The 23,587-nt window shown below is 67.9% G+C and carries 26 protein-coding genes; 10 read left to right on the forward strand and 16 right to left on the reverse strand.

Features of this window, described 5'->3' with window-relative positions; all coding sequences use genetic code 11:
* Positions 1–28: 28 nt before the first annotated feature.
* From OG413_RS18310 to pepN, 3 genes are all read right to left on the reverse strand, one after another.
* A complete protein-coding gene (locus OG413_RS18310; protein ID WP_266806870.1) occupies positions 29–3,334 on the reverse strand; it encodes a S8 family serine peptidase in 3,306 nt (1,101 codons plus the stop codon).
* A 187-nt stretch (positions 3,335–3,521) separates the two neighbouring features.
* Positions 3,522–4,580 (reverse strand): hypothetical protein, encoded by a 1,059-nt coding sequence (locus tag OG413_RS18315; protein WP_266806872.1) that lies wholly within the window; start codon positions 4,578–4,580, stop codon positions 3,522–3,524.
* 229 nt (positions 4,581–4,809) lie between these two features.
* Positions 4,810–7,407 (reverse strand): aminopeptidase N, encoded by a 2,598-nt coding sequence (gene pepN / locus OG413_RS18320; protein ID WP_266806874.1) that lies wholly within the window; start codon positions 7,405–7,407, stop codon positions 4,810–4,812.
* 144 nt (positions 7,408–7,551) lie between these two features.
* Between pepN and OG413_RS18325 the strand changes: the two genes are divergently transcribed.
* The 3 genes from OG413_RS18325 to OG413_RS18335 all read left to right on the forward strand — a co-directional run bounded on the left by OG413_RS18325 (position 7,552) and on the right by OG413_RS18335 (position 9,196).
* Positions 7,552–8,202: a DsbA family protein gene (locus OG413_RS18325; protein ID WP_266806876.1), complete on the forward strand. Its 651-nt coding sequence runs from the start codon at positions 7,552–7,554 to the stop codon at positions 8,200–8,202.
* Between the two features lie 121 nt (positions 8,203–8,323).
* The gene (locus tag OG413_RS18330; RefSeq protein WP_266806878.1) at positions 8,324–8,776 is read left to right on the forward strand and encodes a GNAT family N-acetyltransferase; all 453 of its coding nucleotides are present in this window, start codon (positions 8,324–8,326) and stop codon (positions 8,774–8,776) included.
* A 90-nt stretch (positions 8,777–8,866) separates the two neighbouring features.
* On the forward strand, positions 8,867–9,196 hold the full coding sequence (locus OG413_RS18335; protein ID WP_266806880.1) for a VOC family protein: 330 nt from the start codon (positions 8,867–8,869) through the stop codon (positions 9,194–9,196).
* A gap of 79 nt (positions 9,197–9,275) precedes the next feature.
* On the opposite strand, the gene OG413_RS18340 is transcribed toward OG413_RS18335, so the two are convergent.
* The gene (locus tag OG413_RS18340; protein WP_266806882.1) at positions 9,276–9,476 is read right to left on the reverse strand and encodes a hypothetical protein; all 201 of its coding nucleotides are present in this window, start codon (positions 9,474–9,476) and stop codon (positions 9,276–9,278) included.
* Entirely contained in the window at positions 9,473–9,784 is a 312-nt protein-coding gene (locus tag OG413_RS18345) for a hypothetical protein (protein WP_266806884.1), read from the reverse strand. The genes OG413_RS18340 and OG413_RS18345 overlap by 4 nt, the downstream gene beginning before the upstream one ends.
* A 171-nt stretch (positions 9,785–9,955) precedes the next feature.
* Between OG413_RS18345 and OG413_RS18350 the strand changes: the two genes are divergently transcribed.
* Positions 9,956–10,228, forward strand: coding sequence for a GntR family transcriptional regulator (locus tag OG413_RS18350; RefSeq protein WP_266806886.1), 273 nt, complete (start codon positions 9,956–9,958; stop codon positions 10,226–10,228).
* Positions 10,229–10,326: 98 nt separating this feature from the next.
* Here OG413_RS18350 and OG413_RS18355 read toward each other — a convergent pair whose 3' ends face one another.
* Both OG413_RS18355 and OG413_RS18360 read right to left on the reverse strand, forming a co-directional pair.
* Positions 10,327–10,608, reverse strand: coding sequence for a hypothetical protein (locus OG413_RS18355; RefSeq protein ID WP_266806888.1), 282 nt, complete (start codon positions 10,606–10,608; stop codon positions 10,327–10,329).
* A gap of 106 nt (positions 10,609–10,714) precedes the next feature.
* A complete protein-coding gene (locus tag OG413_RS18360; RefSeq protein ID WP_266806890.1) occupies positions 10,715–11,059 on the reverse strand; it encodes a hypothetical protein in 345 nt (114 codons plus the stop codon).
* Positions 11,060–11,854: 795 nt separating this feature from the next.
* Here OG413_RS18360 and OG413_RS18365 point away from each other — a divergent pair.
* Together OG413_RS18365 and OG413_RS18370 are read left to right on the forward strand one after the other, a co-directional pair.
* Positions 11,855–12,694, forward strand: coding sequence for a helix-turn-helix transcriptional regulator (locus OG413_RS18365; RefSeq protein ID WP_266810227.1), 840 nt, complete (start codon positions 11,855–11,857; stop codon positions 12,692–12,694).
* Positions 12,691–12,912, forward strand: coding sequence for a DUF397 domain-containing protein (locus OG413_RS18370; protein WP_266806892.1), 222 nt, complete (start codon positions 12,691–12,693; stop codon positions 12,910–12,912). Before OG413_RS18365 ends, OG413_RS18370 begins: the two co-directional genes overlap by 4 nt.
* Positions 12,913–13,062: 150 nt before the next feature.
* Here OG413_RS18370 and OG413_RS18375 read toward each other — a convergent pair whose 3' ends face one another.
* Complete coding sequence (locus OG413_RS18375; protein ID WP_266806894.1) at positions 13,063–13,506, reverse strand: phage terminase small subunit P27 family; 444 nt, start codon at positions 13,504–13,506, stop codon at positions 13,063–13,065.
* A gap of 684 nt (positions 13,507–14,190) precedes the next feature.
* On the opposite strand from OG413_RS18375, the gene OG413_RS18380 reads away from it, so the two are divergent.
* Complete coding sequence (locus OG413_RS18380) at positions 14,191–14,499, forward strand: hypothetical protein (protein WP_266806896.1); 309 nt, start codon at positions 14,191–14,193, stop codon at positions 14,497–14,499.
* A 144-nt stretch (positions 14,500–14,643) separates the two neighbouring features.
* Here the strand turns inward: OG413_RS18380 and OG413_RS18385 are convergent, their stop codons facing one another.
* From OG413_RS18385 to OG413_RS18400, 4 genes are all read right to left on the reverse strand, one after another.
* On the reverse strand, positions 14,644–15,486 hold the full coding sequence (locus OG413_RS18385; protein WP_266806898.1) for a phage major capsid protein: 843 nt from the start codon (positions 15,484–15,486) through the stop codon (positions 14,644–14,646).
* Positions 15,487–15,533: 47 nt separating this feature from the next.
* Positions 15,534–15,980 (reverse strand): hypothetical protein, encoded by a 447-nt coding sequence (locus OG413_RS18390; protein ID WP_266806900.1) that lies wholly within the window; start codon positions 15,978–15,980, stop codon positions 15,534–15,536.
* A 97-nt stretch (positions 15,981–16,077) separates the two neighbouring features.
* On the reverse strand, positions 16,078–16,392 hold the full coding sequence (locus OG413_RS18395; RefSeq protein WP_266806902.1) for a hypothetical protein: 315 nt from the start codon (positions 16,390–16,392) through the stop codon (positions 16,078–16,080).
* Positions 16,393–16,878: 486 nt separating this feature from the next.
* On the reverse strand, positions 16,879–18,546 hold the full coding sequence (locus OG413_RS18400) for a recombinase family protein (protein ID WP_266806904.1): 1,668 nt from the start codon (positions 18,544–18,546) through the stop codon (positions 16,879–16,881).
* A gap of 720 nt (positions 18,547–19,266) precedes the next feature.
* On the opposite strand from OG413_RS18400, the gene OG413_RS18405 reads away from it, so the two are divergent.
* Positions 19,267–19,608, forward strand: a complete 342-nt coding sequence (locus OG413_RS18405; protein ID WP_266810228.1) for an RNHCP domain-containing protein — start codon at positions 19,267–19,269, stop codon at positions 19,606–19,608.
* 42 nt (positions 19,609–19,650) lie between these two features.
* On the forward strand, positions 19,651–20,070 hold the full coding sequence (locus tag OG413_RS18410) for an RNHCP domain-containing protein (protein ID WP_266806906.1): 420 nt from the start codon (positions 19,651–19,653) through the stop codon (positions 20,068–20,070).
* A 55-nt stretch (positions 20,071–20,125) separates the two neighbouring features.
* Here OG413_RS18410 and OG413_RS18415 read toward each other — a convergent pair whose 3' ends face one another.
* Entirely contained in the window at positions 20,126–20,797 is a 672-nt protein-coding gene (locus OG413_RS18415; RefSeq protein WP_266806908.1) for a CatB-related O-acetyltransferase, read from the reverse strand.
* 133 nt (positions 20,798–20,930) lie between these two features.
* Here OG413_RS18415 and OG413_RS18420 point away from each other — a divergent pair, with 133 nt between their 5' ends.
* Positions 20,931–21,617, forward strand: a complete 687-nt coding sequence (locus OG413_RS18420) for an O-methyltransferase (protein WP_266806910.1) — start codon at positions 20,931–20,933, stop codon at positions 21,615–21,617.
* On the opposite strand, the gene OG413_RS18425 is transcribed toward OG413_RS18420, so the two are convergent.
* The 3 genes from OG413_RS18425 to OG413_RS18435 form a co-directional block, all read right to left on the reverse strand.
* The gene (locus OG413_RS18425; RefSeq protein ID WP_266806912.1) at positions 21,589–22,335 is read right to left on the reverse strand and encodes a DUF2071 domain-containing protein; all 747 of its coding nucleotides are present in this window, start codon (positions 22,333–22,335) and stop codon (positions 21,589–21,591) included. The two genes, OG413_RS18420 and OG413_RS18425, sit on opposite strands and share 29 nt — an antisense overlap.
* Positions 22,332–22,667 (reverse strand): metalloregulator ArsR/SmtB family transcription factor, encoded by a 336-nt coding sequence (locus OG413_RS18430; RefSeq protein WP_266806914.1) that lies wholly within the window; start codon positions 22,665–22,667, stop codon positions 22,332–22,334. Before OG413_RS18430 ends, OG413_RS18425 begins: the two co-directional genes overlap by 4 nt.
* Positions 22,668–22,835: 168 nt before the next feature.
* Complete coding sequence (locus OG413_RS18435) at positions 22,836–23,477, reverse strand: superoxide dismutase (RefSeq protein WP_266806916.1); 642 nt, start codon at positions 23,475–23,477, stop codon at positions 22,836–22,838.
* Between the last annotated feature and the right edge of the window lie 110 nt (positions 23,478–23,587).

Here is a 23,587-nt window from a genome sequence, read left to right on the forward strand (position 1 = left end):
ACGGCTCACCGAGTCGCCGGACCGGTCATTACGGTGTGACCTTCTCGATCACGACGCTGCCGGTGCCCGCCGCGGTGCCGCGGGGGTTGACCAGCTGGACCTCACCGAAGAACTGCCGGCCCTCGGGGGCCGCTCCGGCGACCAGGACCTCGGCGCCGACCTGGGCCGAGGCACCGTTGGCCAGGTTCACGGCCTTCGACGTGTCGACCTTGATCGTGCCGAGCGACGGCGAGTAGAACACGTCGCGGTAGTCGAACTCGGTGGTCCCGGCCGGGACCGAGTAGCCGTCGACGACGACGGTGTACGTACCGGCGGCGGGCTTGAGCAGGCTGACCGACTCCTCGGAGCCCGCGGTGGTCGACCTGCCGACCTCCTTGTCGCCCTTGAAGACGAGCAGGTCGATGTCCGCGTTGGCGTCCGAGGTGCCGCCGATGGCGACGTCCAGCTTCTCGACGCCCTCACCGATGGTGACCGTGGTCTCGTAGCTTCCACCCGTGGAGATCGACAGGCGGTCGACCTTGGCCGAACCCAGCGAACCGCCCTTGAGCTTGCCCTCCAGGGCGGCGGCGCTGTTGGTGACCTTCCAGTCCACCGCGGCCGGGCTGCCGATCTTCGCCTCGGCGATGGTCTGCACGGCCGGGTCGAAGGACGCGCCGAGCAGGCTGACATCCAGCTTGAACGGGTTGTCCAGCAGCGGCGACGTACGACGCGACTCGACCTCGACCTCCCAGACGCCGGGCTGCGGGTCCTTGTAGGAACGCACGTCCGGGCGGCAGGTGTTGGCCGGGTTCTCGTAGTTCGGGTAGCAGTAGATCGTGGCGCTGTCCTCCACCGCGACCCCGTAGGGGTGCACGGAGATGAACCGCGTCTGGCTGCCCGAACGCAGGGCGCTGAGGGCGACCTCAAGGGTCTTGGCGCCCTCCGGCACGTTCAGGAAGTACGACGTGCTGCTGTTGCGCTGCACCGAGCCGGACGCCTTGAACGCGTAACCCGGCTTCTTGAGGTCGGTGGCGACGACGACGGTGGTGAGAATCTGGTGGTCCACGCCGACGGTCTTCTTGTCATCGACCTTGAGGATCGCGCTGTGCACACCGGCGCTGCCGGGCTTCGCCTGGACCTTGACGGTCACCGGCTTGCCGAGCGGCAGCGAGATGGTGCTCGGACCGGTCAGCTTGAAGGTGCCGTCGTTGTTCTTCCACGACAGCGTGTGCTTGACGTTGCGGTCCGGACCCGTGGTGCGGGTGACGGTGACGTCGTACGACTTCTTCTGGCCGGCCTTCAGGCCGCCCTCACGGTCGTACAGGCCCGTGCCGAAGCCCGGGTCCTTGAGCGCGAAGTCGATCGCGGTGTCGACCGGGGCCTTCACCGTGTACTCGTGCGCGGTGGCGCCCTTTCCGATGGCCTTCCAGGCACCGACGATGTCGATGAGACCGGCACCCTGGGCGTGCGCGGGCACTCCCTTGATGTGGGTGGCGGTGCTGGTCAGCGCGGTGCGCAGATCGGCGGGCGGCAGCTCGATGTTCTTCTGCTTCGCGGCGGACAGCAGCAGCGCGGTCGCACCGGCGGCCTGCGGCGAGGCCATCGAGGTGCCCTGGAGCATGGAGTAACCGGCCGGCAGGCTGTAACCCGCCTCCTTGACCGGTCCGCCCGGGAGCCAGGTCTGGGTGGTGTTGATGGACGCACCCGGCGCCGTCAGGATCGGCGCGAAGCCGCCGTCCTCACGCGGACCGCGCGAGGAGAAGGGCAGCATGTCGTACTTCTTGGTGACCTTCGAGCCGTAGTTGGCGGCCCAGGTCTCCTTGGAGATGGACGCGCCCACCGAGATGACGTGGTCGGCGAGACCGGGGTCACCGATGGTGTTGACACCGGGGCCGTCGTTGCCGGCCGAGATGACCAGCTGGACGCCGTAGATGTCGATGAGCCGCTTGTAGAGCTCGGCGCGCGCGTTGTTGCCGTCGTTCAGCGGCGGCAGGCCGCCGATCGACATGTTCACGACGTCGACACCGCGGTTCACGACGAGGTCGATCATGCCCTCGGTGAGCGCGATGTTGGTGCAGCCGCCGGTCCAGGTGCAGGCACGCGAGGAGACGATCTTGGCGCCGGGCGCCGCGCCGTTCATCTTGCCGCCGAACAGGCCGTTGGCCGCGGTGATGCCCGCGACGTGCGTACCGTGCTCGCTCTCGATGACACCGATGCTGACGAAGTCGGCCTTGGCGCCCGCGGCGTTGTAGACGACGTTCTTACGGGTCTCGACGACGAACGGGATGCGCTCCACGACATCGGTGCGCGGGTCGTCCTTGCCGAAGTAGGAGACCTGGTGCTTGTCCTTGTAGGGCTTCAGGACGGTGTCGTCGGCGAAGTTCGCGTTGCCGTTCAGGTCGACGCGCGTGGTGCCGGTGACCGGGTCGTACAGCACGCCCCACGTGTCGGTGGTGTCACCGTCACGGTTGAGGTCGCCCGCCATGTCGCCCCCGAGCGTGGCGGACTCCTTGAACAGGCTGAAGCGGTACGAGCCCGCGGGCGCCGAGTACGTCTTGCCCTGGGCCGTGAACGTCGGGCCGGTCACGGCCTCCGTCATCCGCAGCCAGGTGCCGTCACTGTCGCCGACCGGGTCGGTGGCGGTCACCCAGTCGACGATCTTGCGCTCGCCGGTGGTGGTCTTCTGGAGGGCCGGGTGACCGAGGTCGACCCCGGAGTCCAGGACACCGATGGTGATCCCGCGGCCGTCGGCCTTCGGGTGCTGCTTGACGAAGTCGACCGCGCCCGTCTCGAAGGACGGGTTGTACGGGTTCTTCGCCGGCGTCTTCCTGCCCGGGGCCGGGTGACTGCCCGTGGACTTCGCCCTCTTCGCCCCGGCGGCCCGGTCGCCCTCGGGCGTCGGGTCGTCCAGCTTGATCTCCTGCTTGAGGTCGATGCCGAGGACGGACGACAGCTTGGAAGCCGCCTTGATCGTCGACTCGGCCGCGGCGGTCGGTACGGTCGCGCGGACATAGCCGAGCTTGTCGTACGTCTGCCCCAGCACGGACCCCTTGACGGCGTCCAACTGCTTGGTGACCTGCTCGGTCGCCCCCGGAGTGGTGGCGACCATCATCGTGATGTTCTTCTCGCCCTTGGCCTCGGCCTTGGACAGCACGTCGGCGTCGGCCTTGCCGAGCTTGTCGCCCTTCTCGCTCGTGGCGGAGGGCTTGACGGGCGCGGTGGCCGGGTCGTCGGCGGCGAAAACCGGGGCGGCACCGGAGGCGGCCAGCGCGGCCACCAGACCGGCGGCGGCCGCGATACGGGCCGCGCGTCTCGCCCCGGGTATGGAGCTGGGGGATTCCTTGGTCATCAGCATCCCTGTATCTGAAAGAGAGAGTCCGGAATTCGGTACCGGATGACCGCTCACCCTGTCGTAAATGACAGGGGTTTGTGGAGAGTTGACGGAGACGAGAAATGGACATGGCGTAGATCCGCCAGTGGGTCGGATGCGTCACGAGTGATGAATGGGGTCAAAAAGGCCCCACAGGGGCCCGCGGGGGCCCTCATCGGGGCAGGACCATCACATACGCGGCCGGTTCGCGGTCACCCGCCGCCATCAGCGCCGTACGCACCACGGTGGCCTGCCGCTCCGCCGACTCGCGCAGTTTTCTCGGCGTGACCTGGACGACGGTGATCCCGAGCTGCTCCAGATGTTCCCGCTGGGCGGCGTACGCGGACCCTCGCGCGTCATGCTCCTCCTGATGCCCGTCGGCCGTCGCGCCGCGCCCGGGGGCGCGGATGTCCAGCCCGAGCGCGACGGCCTCATCGGGCCAGTAGGCGTCGACCCCGCCCAGCGGCGGGCCGCCCGGCAGCCGCAGCTCCACGTTCCACAGCGGTTCCGGCAGCCCGTGCGCGCGCACCATCTCGTACAGCCGCAGCTCCGCCTCGGCCCGCCCCTCGGCCAGCAGCGACTCCACGGCCTCCACCACCGGTGCCCGGCCCAGCAGCTTCGCCGTGCTCAGCTCCCGTACGAGCGCGCCGCTCTCGCCGTGCCCGTCCCGGACCGCCTCGGTCAGCAGCCGGCGCACGGCCCCCGCGTCCGTGAGCTCCGCCACCGCGTCGGCCACCGCCCGCTCCACCGGCGCGACCGGCAGCCCGGCGACGCGCGTGGGCTCCGGCAGCCCGGCGGACCGGAGCACCTGGACGAACCGGGTCGAACGCAGCCGCCGGGAGCGCGGCACGAGCACATCGATCCGGTGCAGCGACATCAGGTGCGGCGCGGACGCGAACCCGTGCAGCGTGAGCGCCGCGAGCCCCGTGACCATCGCCTCCCCGTACTCCGCCCCGCCGTGCGCGGGCGCCGGGGTCCGCCGCCCGGAGACCGGCGGGCGGCCCGCGTACAGCAGGGCGCCGTGCAGCCGTTCCGCACCGGAGGGCGGACCCGGCCGCAGCAGGTACACCCCCGGCAGCAGTTGCTGCCAGGGGCCACCGCGCAGACACCGCGCGGCGGCCTGCGCGGCGGACACGCCCCGCACCCGTAACTGGGCGGCGGACAGCACGCGTTGCCGCACCTCGTGGAGGTGACTCAGGGGGCAGGGGGAGAGCGGGGTGTTCTGGGTCATGCCCCGGGGTTTCCCGCTCGCCCACGGGGCGCTAACCCCTGTTACACGCCCGTCGACAATCCAGGACAACGCCGTCCTAAAGTACGGGCGTTCGAGATCCGAAAAGCGCCGTCACGCGGGGATTGTGCGGGGGCGCCATGGACGGGTGTGCGAGCGCCGCTTCCGCGCCGCTCGCACACCCCCGGCTCACATCCCCCGGCTCACATCCCTCGGCTCGCACACCCGCGGCTCACGCCCTCCGGTCGCACTCCTGGGCGCGCAGCGCCCGCGCCAGGTCGTCGCGGGCCTCCAGGACCAGCCGGCGCAGCGCCGGGGCCGCGTCCGGGTGCGCGGTCAGCCACGCGTCCGTCGCCGCGAGCGTGGCCGGGTCGTCCTGGAGCCCCGGGAACAGCCCCGAGACGACGTCCATGCCGATCTGGATGGAGCGCTCGGCCCACACCCGCTCGATCGCGTCGAAGTACGCGGTCGTGTACGGCGCCAGCAGCTCGCGCTGCGAGGACTGCACGAAGCCCGCGATCGTCGCCCCGACCAGGGCGTTGGACAGCTTGTCCGACTCCACGACCACCGCCCACGCCTGCGCCTTGACCGCCGCCGAGGGGCGCGAGGCCAGGCAGCGCACCTGGTGCCGCTTCCCGGACGCCGTGTCGTCGCGGGCCAGTTCGGCGTCGATCACCGACTCGTCGGCGACCCCGTGCGAGGCCAGCGGGGACAGGAACGCCCAGCGCAGCTCCTGGTCGACGTCCAGGCCGTCGATCCGGGCGGTGCCGTCGAGCAGCCCGGTCAGCAGCTGGAAGTCAGCCTCCGAGGTGGCGACCGCCGCGAAGAACCGGGTCCAGGTCAGCTGGTGCTGGCTGCCCGGCTCGGCGAGGCGCAGCTCGTGCAGCGCGCCCTCGGCCACGGCCTGGCCGCCCTCCTCGCGCCAGGCGGGCGCGGCGTAGTGCGTGAGTGCCGACTGCGTCCAGGCGTGCAGCATCTGGAGCACGCCGATGTCCGTCTCCCGGCCGGAGAAGGCCAGCACCAGGTGGACGAAGTCGCGGGCGGGCAGCAGACCGTCGCGCGTCAGGCTCCACAGGGCCGACCAGCACAGCGCCCGTGCGAGCGGGTCGGTGATGTCGCCCAGGTGCTCGCGCAGGGTGGCCAGGGACACCTCGTCGAAGCGGACCTTGCAGTACGTCAGGTCGTCGTCGTTGACCAGGATCAGCTCGGGCCGCTCGGCCCCGGCCAGCTCCCCGACCACCGTGCGCGGCCCGGCGACGTCCACCTCGGCGCGCGCGTAGCGCACCAGGTCGCCGTCCGGGTTGCGCCGGTACAGGCCCACCGCGACGCGGTGCGGGCGCAGCTCCGGGTGCGACTCGGCTGCCTCCTGGACCACGGCCAGTTCGGTGATCCGCCCGGCCGCGTCGTACGTGGCGACGGGGGTGAGCACATTGACGCCCGCCGTCTGGAGCCAGGAGCGCGACCAGGCGGTCATGTCGCGGCCGGACGTCTCGGCCAGCACCGAGAGCAGGTCGCCCAGCTGGGTGTTGCCGTACGCGTGCTGCTTGAAGTAGCGCCGGGCGCCCTCCATGAACGCGTCCTGTCCGACGTACGCCACCAGCTGCTTCAGCACGGAGGCGCCCTTGGCGTACGTGATGCCGTCGAAGTTCAGCTTGGCGTCCTCCAGGTCACGGATGTCGGCCGTGACCGGATGCGTGGAGGGCAGCTGGTCGGCGCGGTAGGCCCACGCCTTGCGCTTGTTGGCGAAGGTGATCCAGCCGTTGGTGAAGCGGGTCGCCTCCACCATGGAGAAGGTGCCCATGAAGTCGGCGAACGACTCCTTCAGCCACAGGTCGTCCCACCACTGCATGGTGACCAGGTCGCCGAACCACATGTGCGCCATCTCGTGCAGGATGACGTTGGCCCGGCGCTCGTAGGACGCCGAGGTGACCTTGCCGCGGTAGATGTACTCCTCGCGGAAGGTGACGCAGCCCGGGTTCTCCATGGCGCCGATGTTGTACTCGGGCACGAACGCCTGGTCGTACTTCCCGAAGGGGTACGGGTAGTCGAAGTGGTCGTGGAAGAAGTCCAGGCCCTGCTTGGTGACGAGGAAGATGCCGTCCGCGTCGAAGTGCCGGGCGAGCCCCTTGCGGCACATCGCGCCGAGCGGGATCTCCAGCTTGGAGCCGTCGTCGAAGGTGCGGGTGTAGTGGTCGGTCTCGTAGTGGTACGGACCGGCGACGACCGCGGTGATGTAGGTGGAGATCGGCTTCGTCTCGGCGAACCGCCACACCTCGCCCTCGTGGGACTCCTCGGCTCCGTTGCTCCAGACCCGCCAGCCCTCGGGCGCCGTCACCTGGAAGCGGAAGGGCGCCTTCAGGTCGGGCTGCTCGAAGTTCGCGAAGACGCGCCGGGCATCGGCCGGCTCGTACTGCGTATAGAGGTAGACCTCGCCGTCCTCCGGGTCGACGAACCGGTGCATGCCCTCGCCGGTCCGGCTGTACGCGCACTGCGCGTCGACCACCAGGACGTTCTCGCCCTCGGCGAGGGAATCCAGCGCCACCCGGGTTCCGTCGAAGACGGCCGCCGGGTCCAGGGCCGTGCCGTTCAGCGTCACCGCGTTCACCCGCGGCGCCACCAGATCGGCGAACGACGCCCCGCCGCGGGCCGCGCGGAAGCGGATGGTGGTCAGCGAGCGGAAGGTACGCGGACCGGTGCTGTCGGCCTCCCCGTCGCCCCCGCCTGGCTCCCCGACGGCGGAACGCAGGTCGAGGGCGACCTCGTATCCGTCGACGGTCAGCAGCTCGGCCCGCTCATGGGCCTCGTCGCGGGACAGGTTTTCACCGGGCACGGGCACTCCTTCGTGACGCGCGTTTTGTGTCGTGTTCGAACACCTTTGATCCTCCCATGTGGCTCGGGACGCCGGAATCCGGGAATGGGGGGACCGCCCTGCGGTGTTCTGCCGGACAGGTGGGATACGCCCTTGAGGAGAGACATGTCTGAGAACAGCACGGCCAACGGCAGGACTCCGGTCGATTTCTGGTTCGACCCGCTCTGCCCCTGGGCGTGGATGACCTCCCGCTGGATGCTGGAGGTGGAGAAGGTCCGGGACGTCGAGGTCCACTGGCATGTGATGAGCCTGGCCGTCCTGAACGAGGACAAGCTCGACGACCTGCCCGACGAGTACCGCGACCTCCTGGAGAACAAGGCGTGGGGCCCGGTCCGGGTCGTCGTCGCCGCCCAGCAGAAGCACGGCGACAAGGTCGTCGGCCCCCTGTACACCGCGCTCGGAACCCGGTTCCACAACAAGGGCGAGGGCCCGACCCGCGAGGCGGTCATCGGCGCCCTCACGGACGTCGGCCTGCCGGCCGAGCTCGCGGAGTACGCCGATTCCGACGCGTACGACACCGAGCTGCGCGCCTCCCACAAGGAGGGCATCGACAAGGTCGGGCAGGAGGTCGGCACCCCGGTCATCGCCGTCCCGGGCGCCGACGGCGAGCAGATCGCCTTCTTCGGTCCCGTCGTCACCCCGGCCCCCAAGGGCGAGGAAGCGGCGAAGCTGTGGGACGGCACCCTGCTGGTGGCGTCCATTCCGGGCTTCTACGAGATCAAGCGGACCCGGACCCAGGGCCCGATCTTCGACTGACGTACCCCGCTTCGACTGACGTACCCCGAGGCGTGGCGGGCGGGTGGTGCGGGGTTCCGGCCGGAACCCCGCACCACCCGCCCGTTCCCGCGTCTCCTCGCCGAACGGAAGGGGACCGGCCATGCGCGTGCGCGCGGGCGAGGCGGCGGAAGCCGCGGAACTGACCGAACTGGCCCTGCGCTCGAAGGGCCACTGGGACTACGACGAGGACTTCCTGGCCGCCTGCCGCCAGGAGCTGACCCTCCGCCCGGCCGACGTGGGCCTCCGACGGACCGCGGTCGCGGAGGAGCACGGCCGCGTGCTGGGCTTCACCACCCTGGACGGGGACCCGCCCGAGGGGGCGCTCGGCATGATGTTCGTCGACCCGGACGCGATGGGCCGGGGCATCGGGCGCCTGCTGTTCGCCCACACCGTGGACGAGGCCCGCCGCCTCGGCTTCACCCGCCTGACGATCGACGCCGATCCGAACGCGGAGCCGTTCTACGTGGCGATGGGCGCCGTCCGCATCGGCGCCATCCCGTCCGGCTCGATCCCGGGCCGCGAGCTGCCACTGCTGGAGGTCGCCCTGCGCTGAGCCCCGGCCGCGCCCGCAGCCGCACCCGCACCCGCACGCACGCAGAGTGTCCCCGGCCCGTTGTCAGTGCCTCGCCGTACGGTGAGGGGCATGAGAATGGCTGCGGAGATGATCACGATCGACTGTGCGGACGCGCGTGCGCTGGCCGACTGGTGGGCCGGTGCGCTCGGGGTGGAAGTGGCGCAGGACCACGGGGAGTTCGTCATCCTGGCGGCCCAGCCGCTGGTGCTGGGCTTCCAGCAGGTGCCCGAGCCGAAGGCCGGCAAGAACCGGGTCCACGTCGACTTCTCCTCCGAGGACCGGGCCGCAGACGTGGAGCGGCTGGTGGGGCTGGGCGCCGTCGTCGTCGGTGAGCACACCATGCCGGGGCTGGCCTGGACGACCCTTCAGGACCCCAACACTCCTGACTACCAGTTCTGAGCATACGCGCACGTCAGGACCAACGACAGAGCCCCGCCCGGCACTTGGCCGAACGGGGCATTTTGCTGTCTGTGAGGGGCTACATGCCAGGCTCAAGCTCTCCGGGAACGGGGCCGGTGACCAGGGCCACGGCGTGTGCGGGGCAGGCGTACAGGGTGGTTCCGGGGCCGCTGGTGCTCTGCATGTAGCGGATCGGGACCGGGGCATAGGTGACGGTCTTGCAGCGGACGCAGAGCGCCATCGTGATGACCGGGTCAGCGGTCAGCCAGTCGCGCGTCATGCCGACACTCCCGCAGCGGCGTACGCGGCGGTTTCGAAGTGGTCTCCGGGATAGCTGTACGGGTAGTCCACGCCGAGCGTTGCGAGGACGGCAGCAGTGCGGCGTTCCCGGATCACACCGAGTCGCATGGTCACTTCTGCTTGCTTCCGGAAGAGCGCTTGGGCTTCTTCCTTGGTGGGGCTGGACCACGGGCGGGACCAGGGCGACACGGGGACGGGTGAGGGGGCGGGGTCTGCTGCGTGGCGCCCCCTGCCCGGAAGTACGAATGTCAGGATGTACGCCAGGATGCGGGCGATAAGATCGCGCATGTCGTTTCAGCTCCTCGAAAGCTGTTGCGGCGGAGCCCCGGCGGACCGTGTGGAGCGGTCTTCCGGGGCGTTTTCATGCCCGACGTTAAGCCAACCTGTATAGGTCCGTCTAGCTGCGTTCAGGTCGGTCTAGATCGCGCCTTGCTGTGCGGGGTGTCTACGCTTCACCTCATGGCAGCGCACGAAATCGACCCACGGGCACCGGAACCCCCATACCGGCAGATTGCTGCCGACCTGATCGCGGAAATCGGGCGAGGCGACTTGGCTCCGGGCAGGCCGCTTCCGTCCGAAAAGGAACTGACGGAGCTATACGGAGTCGCACGTAATACCGCCCGGTCGGCACTCGCTGTACTTCGCGAACAGGGGCTGGTCTTCACCGTGCCCGGCCGTGGGACTTACGTTGCCGAGCCCGTTTCAGGGGATCAGCGCCAGAGCGGCGAGTAGGCCCCGCTCCGGGAACCGTTGAGGTTGGGGCACGTCCCTGCCGGGATTCCGCATCGGGCGGGGAGCCATGGCGGGTTGCGTCCGGCAGGGACGTGCGGTCAGGGAAGGCGCGGGGCCCGTCCGGCCTGGCGGTACCGGTCCAGTTCGTCCATGGCGGCGTTGACCGTGGCGGTCATCGTCCGGGCCTCTTTGAGGCTGATCCAGCCCAGCGAGATGCGGTGTTCGACCTGTTGGCACGTGTCGCACGGGTGATCGATGCCGATAGCTTCGAAGCTGACCCGCACCCGCCGTAAGGCGTTCACGAAGTCGGCCCCGACTTCCTTGGCTTCGGTGTGGTCGTCCTCGTCGAAGTGGGAAGGGCCCACGGGGCGGTAGTCCATGCGGTTCTCTTTCAGAGCTTGCCGGTCACGGCGAGTACGGGGATCAGAAGGGAAAGTCCGGTGACAGCGGAGACGAACACGGGCCAGCCGAAGCGGTAGAGGAATCTCATAGCCGTTGGGCGGATGCGCCCGGCTGTCTTCCGCGCGCCCGTGTGGCGTTGAGTGCGGCCAGCGCGTCCAGCTGACGGCAGTGGTAGGCGGTACCGGGCAGCAGCCTCTTGTAGTGCGTCTCCCACGGCGCGCCCGCGGGGCGTATCACCTGCACCATTCCGTACCGCACAGAGATCACGGTGCAGGGCATGTTCTTGTCCTTGTCGAACACGACCTGACCGGCCTTGATCTCATCGGCCGATCGGAACGGCCGCACCGGACTCGGGAGTTGCGCGGCACGCTGTACGGGCGTCTTCGGCACATTCGCCGCGCCTGCCGTACGGGGCGGTTTCGATCTCATAGCGGCCATGTCAGACGCGCCGAGAACCACGGGGCCACCTTTTGGCGGCCGGGGATGTTCCGTGTTCGGGGTGCCGGTTCAGGAGGATGCGGCAGTCCGTTTCCTTCGAGCGGTCGCCAGCCTTGACCGCCCGCGCCAACTCAGCGCGCAGAGCAGTGCACTTGTCGCACTTCATCGAATCCTCCAACGGCTTCGTTCGTTCTCGAACCGGACGCGGGGACGGATGCGCTGTATGGCCTCGCTCTGCGACCGGTCATCGGTCCGTTCGCCGGCCGTCTCGCCGTCCTCTGCTGTGTCCGGGCAACGGGGGGAACCGCACGCGCACCGGGGCCACTCGAACACCGAACGGATCGGTGGATCATCCCCATCCGGGTCATCCTTGCCAGGGGTCATGGCCCCACCCGCCTTTGCAGCCCGTCCCGCACAGCGGTGAGGATGTCCCGCGTCGGCTTCGCGTACGGTCCGCGGCGGACACCGCACGGCAACGGCGACCACGGGGAGAACCACGACTCCTGCGGGGTGTCCTCCCAGCGCTGACGGCTCCGCTCCGCCACTGCGGCCAGAGGCAAGGCGAGCTGGCGGCACACCTTGAAATCGCGAATTGCCCAGTCATCAGAACGACTTACATTCTGCGCGTGCGCGCCTGGGCCAGAGGTGAGGGATGCTTCCTGTCCGGGCGGGGCACCGCTCTTTGCAGGCACGGGCCGTTCCTCTCCGTAGCGATTCCACTACCAGGGCGGCCCAGCATTGACCTACAGTCGCGCTATCTGCAACGTCGCTCTTCGGGAGGACACATTGGTAAACCGCAAGGAACTGAACCCCGAAGCGGGCCCACTTGCGGCCTTCGGCGCACGTATGCGCAGGTTCCGTGAGGCTCGCGGCTGGACCCAGGACCACTTCGCAACGCTGGTCGGCTGTACGGGGAGGCACATCTCGGCGCTCGAAACTGCCCGGAAGTCCCCAACCCTGCCCTTTAGCCGCAAGGTTGACCTGGCGCTAGGCACATTGAACACCGCAGATTCATTCGAGCGTGAATGGCGGGAGATCAGGCACGGCAGCCTGCTGGAGGGCTTCCCTGAGTACTTGGTGCACGAGGGGCGGGCAGTGGAGATCCGGCTGTTCGAGTCGGGCCTGATCCCTGGTCTGCTCCAGACACCGGAGTACGCGCAGGCGCTGGAGGTTAGCAACGTCAAGCGAGGCTCCATCACGGCCGAACAAGCAGAGGAACGGGTCACGTCCCTGATAGAACGCCAAGCCGCCTTGGTGCGATCGCTGCCGCCCTTATTGTTCGTGGTGCTGGATGAGAGCTGCATCCGCCGACCGATCGGGGGGCGGACGGTCATGGATCGACAGTTGGAGCGCTTGATCGGGTTTGCGGAGGAGACGAACACCATGCTCCAGATCGCCCCGTTCGCTGGTGGCGAGGAGAGGCCGTTCAACCGCGCGGTCAATCTACTGACCCTGCCTGATCGCTCCGTGATCTCTTACGTCGAGTCACAGACGCACGGGCATCTGGACCGCGATATCGGCTCCGTGGCGCCCTTGCTTAGGGCCTACCATCAGATGCAGGCACCCGCGCTCTCCCAAGCGGCATCCGTGGACATGATCACGCAGGCACGAAAGGGCACCCCGTGACGACCGACTCTCAGCCTCTCCAACCCCGTTGGGTCAAATCCTCGTACAGCGGCAACGGCGGCACGTGTGTCGAGTGGGCACCGGCACACGCATCCTTTACCGGTGTCGTCCCCGTCCGTGACTCCAAGCGCCCGAGCGGCCCCGTGCTGTCCTTCCCTGCTGGTTCGTTCGCCACGTTCGTGGCGGGCGTCAAGGCCGGAGAGTTCGGCAGCATCTGACCGACCGGCGAGGCCGACTCAGCGGAGCCCCATCGTGCCCGGCATGGTGGGGCGTTGCTGTTTCCTGGAACGACGGAAGCCCCGCCACACCCGGACAGGGCATGGCGGGGCGTGTAGTCACCGGGGGCTACGGCGGAAGGTGTGTCGGCGCTAGTCCCAGATGTTGCTGTCGTCATCCTCGACATCGGGGGCTGTGATGGCGGTCCGCGCACTCGGCGAGAGTCCCAACTCGCGTATGTAGCGGGCGAGTTGAGTGCGGTACTGCGCTGCGATGGTCGCCGCCCCGTTCTTCACCGTTCCCCGCTCGGCTGTCACTAGAAGCCCCCGTTCTGATAGGTCCCGCTCGGCCTGGTCGATGCGGGCGACGCACACGCATAGATCCTTGACCGTGGTGTGGTCCACTTCGCCGATACCGGCCGCGACTTCCAGGATGGGGACGACGCGTCGCCATTCCTCGGATGCGATTTCCCGGCAACGGGCGTTCGCCGGTTCAACAGCGGGATCGAATGAGGGCGGGAAAACTCCTGACCAATCCGGCTCGGCGAGAATCGCACGTGGCACGATCACACCCTCTCGAATCTTGGAATGTGACACATTTCCCTCGCGTGCGCGCTGGATAGCGGATTTGGGTCTATATCTGTCAGCCATGCATTCTCACTTCCTGGTAACGGGGCTCTCCAAAAACAACCGCAGCTCCAGCGCGAGTTAATTGCCTCCCTGCCGTGCAACTACGGGGAGGCTCGGGAGTACCCCCCTGGTCAGAACGGCGGTCGTTCACCCGAATCACGACGCGAACGGAACTCCGCAGCGAACCCACCCGGCTGATTACGCGCCGTCTCCCCGTTATGGCACCTCACACACAATGGACGCAGATGCTTTGCGGCATCCGGATTCCTCTCACCTCGTGCGATAAGCTCCCGCCGGCTCGCGGGGAAATGGTCCGCGACATTCGCCGCCCGACCACACAGCACACACCACGGATTCGCGTACAGGTACGCACGGCGAATGCGCGGCCACACGGGCCCGTACGCGCTCGTCCCTGGTGTCGCGCGCTGTTTGTTCGCCCCCCGCTCATGGGCTGCACAGCGCCCGCCCGTGGTCAGTTCGGGGCATCCGGGGACTGAACAAGGGGGGCGGGGCTTACGCGGCATGGGGGCACCTCCAAATAGGTGAGGGGGGATCGTTTCTCCAGGGGCCATGCGGGTGAACTAATGAATATCGGTTCATTCAAGTGGTCAGACTGAGAGCGCCACGCCCAGACCTAAAAGGAGAAAGACAATGAAAACCCTTGGACAGGCACTGATCTCTGTCGGTGCAGCTGCCACCTTGCTGTTCGGAATCTCAACCAGCGCTCACGCTGCGCAAGGAGTATTCTACTACGGAAAGCAGCAAGGTTTTGTAGTTTTGGAGAACCCCCAGAATGGCCGTTGTTACAATCTGGGGGAATCCAAAGGTCTGATCAATTACACCGACGCCACAGCCGTCGTCTATGACCGCGGAGGGTGCCGCGATGAGGTGGACGCGTTTCCCCCCGGAGAGGAACAGGGTCGCACCGAATTCTCTTCGGTGAAGTTCGTCACCGAATAACAGCGGCAGGTGAAGGTTCCGCCCCGGTGCGAGCTTTTGAATAGCCCGTACTGGGGCGGAGTACTGTCCGGCAGTGCCCGCCCGTGGTCAGTTCGGGGCATCCGGGGACTGAACAAGGGGGGCGGGGCTTACGCGGCATGGGGGTTACTCAGCTGCATTCTGAATTCGGACGTGCGCCGCTTCCACAGGGAAGCCGAACGCGACACGCATAGTGCCCTTGACGGCCACACGGTCGCTGGTGAAGTACACGGACTTGTCAACATCCAGTCGCGTACCGGTGCGCACAATGGTCAGGAGATCATCACGGCTCACGCCGTACACGGTATCCGGCTGCACGAATGGCGACACGAATACGGGACGGCCGAGGATCTGCCGCCGCCCCTCCATCGTCATATCCGTGTTGAGAAGACCGCGATTCGAATTGCTCTGGTCCTTGAGCTTGGCGATATCGAGTGCCGTTGAGGCAGTCATCACCCAGGCCGTAATGTTGCCGCCCGCACCTTCCGAGATAGAAATAGCCTCCTCGAAAGGGTCGAGATTCGTGTAGACCACCGGGGCATTCACCTTGGAAATCCCCTTGAGAGAACCTAGCCCGGCAGGGTTCGGCTCGGACAGCGCGTTCAGGAACGCATTGTCCACGCTGTTCGATATCTGACGCGCGATGGAACGTCCGACCTGTTCACCAGCGGACGGCGAGCTGTCTTCCGCCATTTCCCGGCTGATGACCGTGAGCCCGGCAAACTTGGCGGGCCGGATCTTCTGCTCATCGAGCTTCACATCGGAAGGGGTAATCTCGGCTCCTTCGGCGACCGCACCCACGGTGACATCCTCAGCGAGAAGGGGAATGCGGTATACGTTGCTCGCCGTGTTGACGATCGTGCCGATCTTCATCGCGAGGGAGAGTTCCTTGACGGGCTTTTCAACCAGCGCCCCGTATTCGTCGGGAAGAATGCTCTGCGCACCGGGCGTGTTCGTGTAGATAGACATACGTTCCTCTGTTCTCGTCGTCGTGTCGGGTTATGCGGTTTGGCGTGTCACCGGTGCTGTCCGTGAAGGGCAGTGTTCCAGTCGGGCGTGTCGTCGGCGAGGCTTTCATGCATCCCCGCCCCCACTTCTCCCCAGCCGATTCGGCGCGCCGCCAGGGCGGGGCGGGAATTCAGCAGTGAATCGATGGCGGAAGTGACCTTCCCCGTGTCGATTTCTCCGCCTTCGTTGAGCAGATCGGAAAGCGCGTGATTCCCCAGAACAAAGAGATCGGAGGGAACATCGAGACGCTTCGCTGCCTGGTGCTCGACTTCCCGCATCAACAGTTCGTCAATGCGCTTCCGCGCAGCCTCCAAGCGACTGTGCGCCTCTGTCAGCGCCTTACTGGCACCCTCCGGGGAAGAACCCTCACTTTCGGCTGCGGGGCTGCCAGCGTGCGGATTAGGGACCGTCTCGGTGGTCCGCTGCACCGCATCCCGGTCATTGGTTTCATTCATGACTCACTCCATCTGCGTGTTCGGGCATGAAAAAACCCCTGCGTGCATGACGTCAGGGGAGGAACGAGTGTCAGGGCATTGCCCCGCTGCGTGAGGGTCAGGTCTGCGCGGGTACGGATTCCGGGGCCTTGATCAGCGCACGCGCAGCCATCTGCGTGGCCTGGTACACGTCCGTGCGGCAGACCGCGGAACAGTAAAGGGGCCGCCGACCCCGCCCCACGTAATGAAGTTCGTTGCGGCAGTCCGGATGCCCGCACAGCCCGGAACCCGTGTCCTCCGCGCGCTGCCGTGCATCGGCCACAAGGGCAAGTGTTGTGCGCGCGGCGGCCTGGTCACCGTTCAGTGCGTCCCGTGCGGCGCTCTCAGCGCGTCGCAGCAGCGCGCAGACCTCAATGTGTCGTGTGGTGTCCATCGTTCCTCACTGGTGCAGGGAGAGGGCCGTACAAGCTCTCTCGGTAGTTAAGGGGGAGCGGAGGTTTCCAGCGCCCCGGCGTCGGCGGTCCGCGCGTGTGGGCCGCTTTCTGGTTCCCGAGTAATAGGGACCGGCGGTTGCCCGCAAACTTATTCAATACAGGCAAACCGGACAGTAAGTGTGATGCACGCAACACTTCACTGCCTCGGAATCGTCGGCACCGACCGCACAGCGGACAGGGAGCGGTGAAGCGTGTTGGGGTGACGGCAGAGACCCCAATCTCTCTTCTCTCTAGGTTTTTCTTGGCTTCCCCAAAAACAGTCGAAGTTCGACACCCTCAACACCTTTTCGCCTCTCGCTGACCGGCGGTTCACCGCCGAGGGCGAGTCGGCGAGAGTCCCTGTGCGCCTGTCTGCGGGCACGCCAAAGTCCCGGCGGGAACGGGCCCGTCCGGGGCTCTTGAGGGGCGTAGGGGCGCGCTGGGGCCTACGCGGCCACCAGTTGGTGGACGGGCTCGACCAGGCGCACACTTGCGCCCTCGGTCGGCTCGTCTCCGCGCGCTACCGACTCAAGCGCCGTCGCCTCTCCTGCGAGGGCTTCCGCGGCGGGGTCCAGCTCACCGGACATGGTGAACGTGACACGGCGCGTGTCCAGGGTCCGCCACCCGCCACGGACACCGCGCCGTACATCGAGGCGCACCCCCGCTTCGATGAGCATGGCGCGCCGTCCCGCCGTGTCCGCCGCCGCCCACTCGTCCGCGAACGTCCGGCCCGTGTTCGTGATGATGCGCTGCGGCTCGCGCTTCTCGCGGGACTCCAGGTCGGCTATCCGGTTGTCGAGCGCATCGGCGCGTTCCTGCCAGGCAGCGGCAGCGTGCCGTGACTTCTGCCGCCCCTTCTGTTGCTGGTGCTCGTTGAACTCGGCGAGCGTGGCCTGTAGTTCCGGGCCGGGGTCGTATCCGGGAATGGTCACAACGTGGGTTGTCTGGATGGGGCCGACCAGTCGCAGGAACTCGGCTTCAACGTACTCGTCCGCCCAATCGCCCCGGATGTGCGCGGACTTCTCGCACTTGAACCCGCGCGAGTACGGGTTGCACTTGTACGTGGGGTGCTGGTTCTTCTTGCTCTCTTGCTTGTTCAGGTACATACGCCCACTGCAAGAGTCACAGTGAATGATCCGCAACAGGAGTGCATCCGTGTCCTTCCGGTCGCTGTTGTCAATGCTCCGTTCTTCGAGAACCACGCCGATGCGGTCGAATTCCTCACGTGTCATGATCGGCTGTTCGGTCTGCATGATCGGGTTGCCCTCGGCGTCCCGGACGGGCTTTCCCTTGTGCATCTTCCAGCCGAGCAGCGTTTCGTTACGCAGCATCCGCGTAATGACTGCGGGGTTCCACAGGAATGCGTCCTTGACGAGCCCCTTGGCTCCGCCGGTTCGCCCGCCTTTTTCGCGGCCCTTCTTCACTGACCAGTGGTCGCGCGGACTCGGAATGCTGTCTGCGTTGAGACCCGCGGCGACAGCCGAAACGGTCTTGCCGTCGAACATCTCGCGGACGATCCGTTCAATGACCTTGACCGCATCCAGGTCCGGTATGAGCGTCCAGCCGATACCGCCGTGTTCCTTGGGCATGGGGGCGGGCATGTAGCCGTACGGCGGACGGCCACCACGCCACCGAAGCGGCATCTTCCGGATAGCTGCCATGGCACCCATGACACGATCCTTGATGCTTTGCGCTTCCACCTGTGCCGCAAAGGCGAGCATCGTCATTTGGAATTCCGCCATGGGGTCCATGGGGTTGCGGAAGTCAAAGACGAGCTTGCCCCCGCCTATACCCTCGGCAAAGACCAGCATCTTGCGGTGCTGCTTCGCCCACTTCGCAAGGTCGTGCATGTTGCTCATGGACCGGATGGCCCTATCGAATCTCCACCAGATAAGGGCCTCGTACTCGTCAGGGCGGGCGAGCCACTGACCAAGGGCGGGACGGTCGAACGGGGCAACCTTGGACGCGCTCACATCGAGGTCCACGGCTTCGCGGAGCCCGTCACCCTCGCCGAAGCTGATGCCGAGTTCGGCGGCAACCTTGTCGTCGGCCTCGCGCTGCCGCTCCGGGCTGGTCGTCTCGTCGGTCAGTACGGACAGGCGGACACACCGCACACCCCGAAGGGTCTCGGTGTAGACCGTGCCTGCGAGGGGATTCGGGGAGTTTGTGTTCACACTTTCTGTGGGGAGCGAAGGTTGCCCGACCCTGCCTGTCCCCTGCTCACTCTCCATGCTCTCTGTAAGGAGCGGAGGAGTCCTACGTGCGGTCTGTTCCATGGGATCTGTAGGGACCGAGGCCGCCCCGCCTGCTTTGTTCTCCATGCCCCCAGGGGAGAGCGAAGGGTTCCCGCTACCGCGCTTGACCAGGGCCGATGCCACCATGCCGACACTCCAGAACGTCTAGTTCTGAGTGTTGGGAGATCCGGCGGGCAACGAGTTCTGCGTCTCCGGCTGAGCGGAGGGGGGAGGGCGGGTCCGCCGGAGCGGGGGCGTAATCCGGTGGATCCGTTCCCGCCCCGTTGTTACGGTGCTCGCACCCTCCACGCGGGACCGACCGCGGGTGACCTCTGGGCGTATGCCCCGGAAAGCAGCTGATGTATGCCCCGGCCAGTGATTCCGAGCTTCCCTCGCCGCGCCTCCCGCGCCGGGGAGACGGGACCTGCCCGCATGCGACTGTTCGCCGCTCCTCGCTGACACACCATGCCGTTCGGCCCGTGACCCCTGCCCCGTGACGCCGTGCGCCGAGGGCTGCTCGGTACTTCCCTGCTGCTTTGTTCCGCACCTTCGGCAAGGAGTATCCGGGTGTCACACGACAACCCCCAGCACCGCTCAGCCATGTCCTTCATCGACACCTTCGCCTGCGTGCGCTGCGGACTGACCGTCGCCGCGCACGCGCCCGACGGCAGCCGCCGCAACCACTGCCCCAGCTGTCTGCACTCCAAGCACCTGATCGACCACATCGAGGGCGGGCCCTCCGACTGCGAGGGCCGGATGACCCCGATCTCCATCGCGGTGCTGCGCACCGGCGACTGGATGGTCGTCCATCGCTGCACCCGCTGCGACGAGCTGACCTCGAATCCGGTCTGCGGGGACGACAACCAGCTGATCCTGATGCGGATGGCCGTGCGCCCCCTGGCCCAACCGCCCTTCCCGCTCGAAGCGTTCGGTGACCTGTGAAGCGGGCCCGAGGACTCCGGAGGAAGGCGGGAGGAGGCGACCGTGCCGCGACGTAGACCCCGGCGGGACGGCAGTCACCGCCCCCAGCGGCCCAAGGACGTACTCCACGGACCGGCCGGGGCGCGTGGCGACGCGTTCCGGTGTGCCGGCTGCCGGCTCGACGTGCCGCTGGTGGCGCCGGGCACCGCCCACCGCAATCACTGCCCGCACTGTCTGGCCAGCCTGCACGTCGACCGGCGGATACCGGGCGACCGGGCGGCGGGCTGCGGCGGACGCATGGCGGCGCTGAGCCTGTCGGTGCGCGAGGACGGTGAGTGGACGGTCATCCACCACTGCCTGAGGTGCGACGAACTCAGCGCCAACCGCATCGCGGGCGACGACAATCCGCTGGCACTGATGCGGCTCGCGCTGCGACCGCTGACGGACACCCGTATCCCCGTACGGGCGCTGCTCGCGCTGTGAACAGGGGCGCCCGGCCACGGCCGGGCGCCCTCCGCTCAGGCCCCGGCCGCCCCGCTCACGCGCCGGGGGCCGCGGCTCGGGCTTCGGGGGCCGCGGCCTCCAGTTCCTCGACGCTGCCGGACATGATCGTGCGGATGTGCTTCGTGACGTGCTCGGTGGGCCAGTCCCACCAGGCGACGGCCAGCAGGCGCGCGACGTCCTTCTCCTCGTACCGGGTGCGGATCAGCTTCGCCGGGTTTCCGCCGACGATGCCGTAGTCCGGTACGTCCGAGACGACGACCGCCCGCGAGCCGATGATCGCGCCGTGCCCGATGCGGACGCCGGGCATCACCATGGCCTCGTAGCCGAACCAGACGTCGTTGCCCACCACGGTGTCGCCCCGTCCGGGCAGACCGGTCAGCAGATCGAAGTGGTCGGACCAGGCGCCGTCCATGGAGGGGAAGGGGAAGGTGGACGGGCCGTCCATACGGTGGTTGGCGCCGTTCATGATGAACCGCACCCCGGTGCCCAGCGAGCAGAACTTCCCGATGACGAGCCGCTCGGGCCCGTAGTGGTACAGCACATTGCGGGTCTCGAACTCCTCCGCGTGCTCCGGGTCGTCGTAGTACGAGTACTCCCCGACCTCGATCAGCGGAGAGGTCACCAGCGGCTTCAGCCGCACCACCCGTGGCTGACCGGGCAGCGGGTGCAGAACGGTGGGATCGGCGGGAACGGGGGTCGTGGGCACAGGGGTCGCTTCCAGGTGATCGGTCGGCAGGGGCAGGCCCATCGTGGCAGCCATCGACCGGCGACGACGTGCATTTTCTTGCCGACCCTAGTAAGTTCCTCAAGGGAACTGACTCGGTGAGCAGGGAGAACGCATGACTCAGGCACAGTGGACCGCGGTCGACAACTACTTCAACGGCTTGCTGGTGGGGCCCGACGCGGCCCTGGACGCCGCCGTCGGGGCGAGCGAGGCGGCGGGTCTGCCCGCGATCCAGGTCGCCCCCAATCAGGGCAAGCTGCTGAGCATGCTGGCCCGGCTCCAGGGGGCGCGGACCATCCTGGAGATCGGCACCCTGGGCGGGTACAGCACCATCTGGCTGGCGCGGGCGCTCCCGGCGGACGGCAGGCTCGTGACGCTGGAGGCCGATCCGGCGTACGCCGAGGTCGCCCGCGCCAACATCGCGCGCGCCGGGCTCGCCGATGTCGTAGAGGTCCGGGTCGGGCCGGCGCTGGAGACGCTGCCCGTGCTGGCCGCCGAGGGGTACGGGCCGTTCGACGTCGTGTTCATCGACGCCGACAAGCCCAGCAACCCCGACTATCTCGCCTGGTCCGTCGAGCTGACCCGGCCCGGCAGCCTGATAGTCGCCGACAACGTCGTACGCGACGGGGAAGTCGTCGACGCCGACAGCACCGACCCGAAGGTGCGGGGGGTGCGCCGGTTCACCGAACTCGTCGCGGCTGACCCGACACTGAGCGCCACCGCGCTCCAGACCGTGGGGGACAAGGGATACGACGGCCTGATGGTCGTGCTCGTCACCGGGGGCGAGCAGCCGGGGCGGTGAGAGGGAAGGGCGCGCGCGGCGACCAGCGGGCCGGGACGCCCCGCATGACCAGCACGCTGTCCAGCGCGGCGCTCCCCGGCGGGAAGCGGTCCGGGTCCTCGAAGAACGAGGACCGCACGGACCGGGCCCGCCCGGCCGTCACCCGCCAGGCGTCGGTGCTCATTTCGAGGACATCCAGGTGGCGGCCGGAGGCGTGGGGGGACAGGCCCCTGGCCCCCGCGCGGAAGAACGCCGACGCCTCGGCCAGGTCCATGAACAGCTCGCTGCCGCGCAGTTCGTCCGTGGGTTGCACCGAGGCGTCCACCCGGACCTCTCCGTCCCGGGTCGCGAAGGCCACGCGCACCTCGGCGGCGTCCTCGCGCACCGTGAAGTCGGCGTGCCCGTGCGCGCCCGGGAAGATCCGGCCGCCCGCGAGGACGTTGAGCCGGGACGCGCTGTCGCGGCGCGGGATGTAGACGCCGCTCTCCACGCCCTCGGGGCCGTCCCACTCCACGGAGATCCGGTGCGCGGCGTTCTCGCTGCGCAGTCCGACGGCGGCCGGACTCCAGCCGGGGCGTACGCCCCCGACGCGCAGCAGGCAGATCCCGGCGACCGCACTGCCGCGCACGAGCTGGGGGCGCAGGGGGGCGGGCAGCAGACCGGCCGCGATGTCCGGGTCCACGCGGTAGTTCACCAGGAGGCGGCGTTCGATGACGCTGGAGAGCCGGGGTCCGGTCATGAGGCATCACCCTTCGGGCCCTGACGCCACGCGGTGCGGCGGAGCACGATCTGTTCGGGGCAGACGGCGCTGAGGAACCGTCCCACGCACATCGCGAGCCGTTCCTCCGCGAGCGAGTAGAGGATGCGGTTGGCGTCGCGGCGCTCGGTGACGAGCCCGGCGCCCTTGAGTACGCCCAGGTGGCGCGAGACGGACGGTGCGCTGATCGGGAACCGGCCCGCGATCTCACCGGCGGCCAGCTCACCGCCCCGCAGGTCCTCCAGGATCTGGCGCCTCGTCGGGTCGGCGAGAGCGCGGAACGCGCTTGCCTCGTCGGCGGAAGGATTCTCCATGGCCCATGTTTAGCATATGAGCTAAATGGCTAACGAGCCAGGTGGGCGCGGGGAACTTGGGCATGGAAGAGCCCCCGCGAGTCATGTCCTCGCGGGGGCTCTTCGTTCATCCGCCTGCCCGAGTGAAGGTTGAGAAGACGATCACGAGGCAGGACGCCTGGGGGATCGTCAGGGGGCGAGCAGGAGCACGTCCGCGCGCTCCTTCGCGGCGGCGTACCGCTTCGCCACGTCCTGCCAGTTGACGACGCGCCACATCGCCTCGATGAAGTCGACCTTCTGGTTCTTGTACTGCAGGTAGAAGGCGTGCTCCCAGGCGTCGAAGACCAGGACCGGGACCGAACCTTGGCCCACGTTGCCCTGGTGGTCGTAGACCTGCTCCACGATCAGCTTGCCGCTGACGGGCTCGTACGCGAGGACGCCCCAGCCGGAGCCCTGGGTGGTGGCCGCGGCCTTCGTCAGCTGGGACTTGAAGCCCGCGTACGAGCCGAACGACTCGGTGATCGCGTCGGCCAGGTCGCCGACGCCGTCCGCCGCGAGGGGCTCGCCGCCGCCGTCGCCGGTCATGTTGTGCCAGTAGATCGAGTGCAGGATGTGGCCGGAAAGGTGAAACGCGAGGTTCTTCTGAAGGCCGTTGATGGCGCCCCAGGCTCCCTTGTCGCGGGCCTCTTCCAGCTGCTCCAGGGTGTCGTTCGCACCCTTCACGTACGCGGCGTGGTGCTTGTCGTGGTGCAGCTCGACGATCTGGGGATTGATGACCGGTTCGAGCGCCGCGTAATCGTAAGGGAGCTCCGGGAGCGTGTACGTGGCCATGATGCGAACCCTCCGACTGCTGGGAATGCCGTCCAGTTGTTATTGCAACCTATATGCAGGAGCAGGCTAACAGCAGGAGGGTTCGTCCGTGATCAGCCCTTCGGCCTAGG

The sequence above is a fragment of the Streptomyces sp. NBC_01433 genome, from assembly GCF_026340105.1.
Lineage (GTDB): Bacteria > Actinomycetota > Actinomycetes > Streptomycetales > Streptomycetaceae > Streptomyces.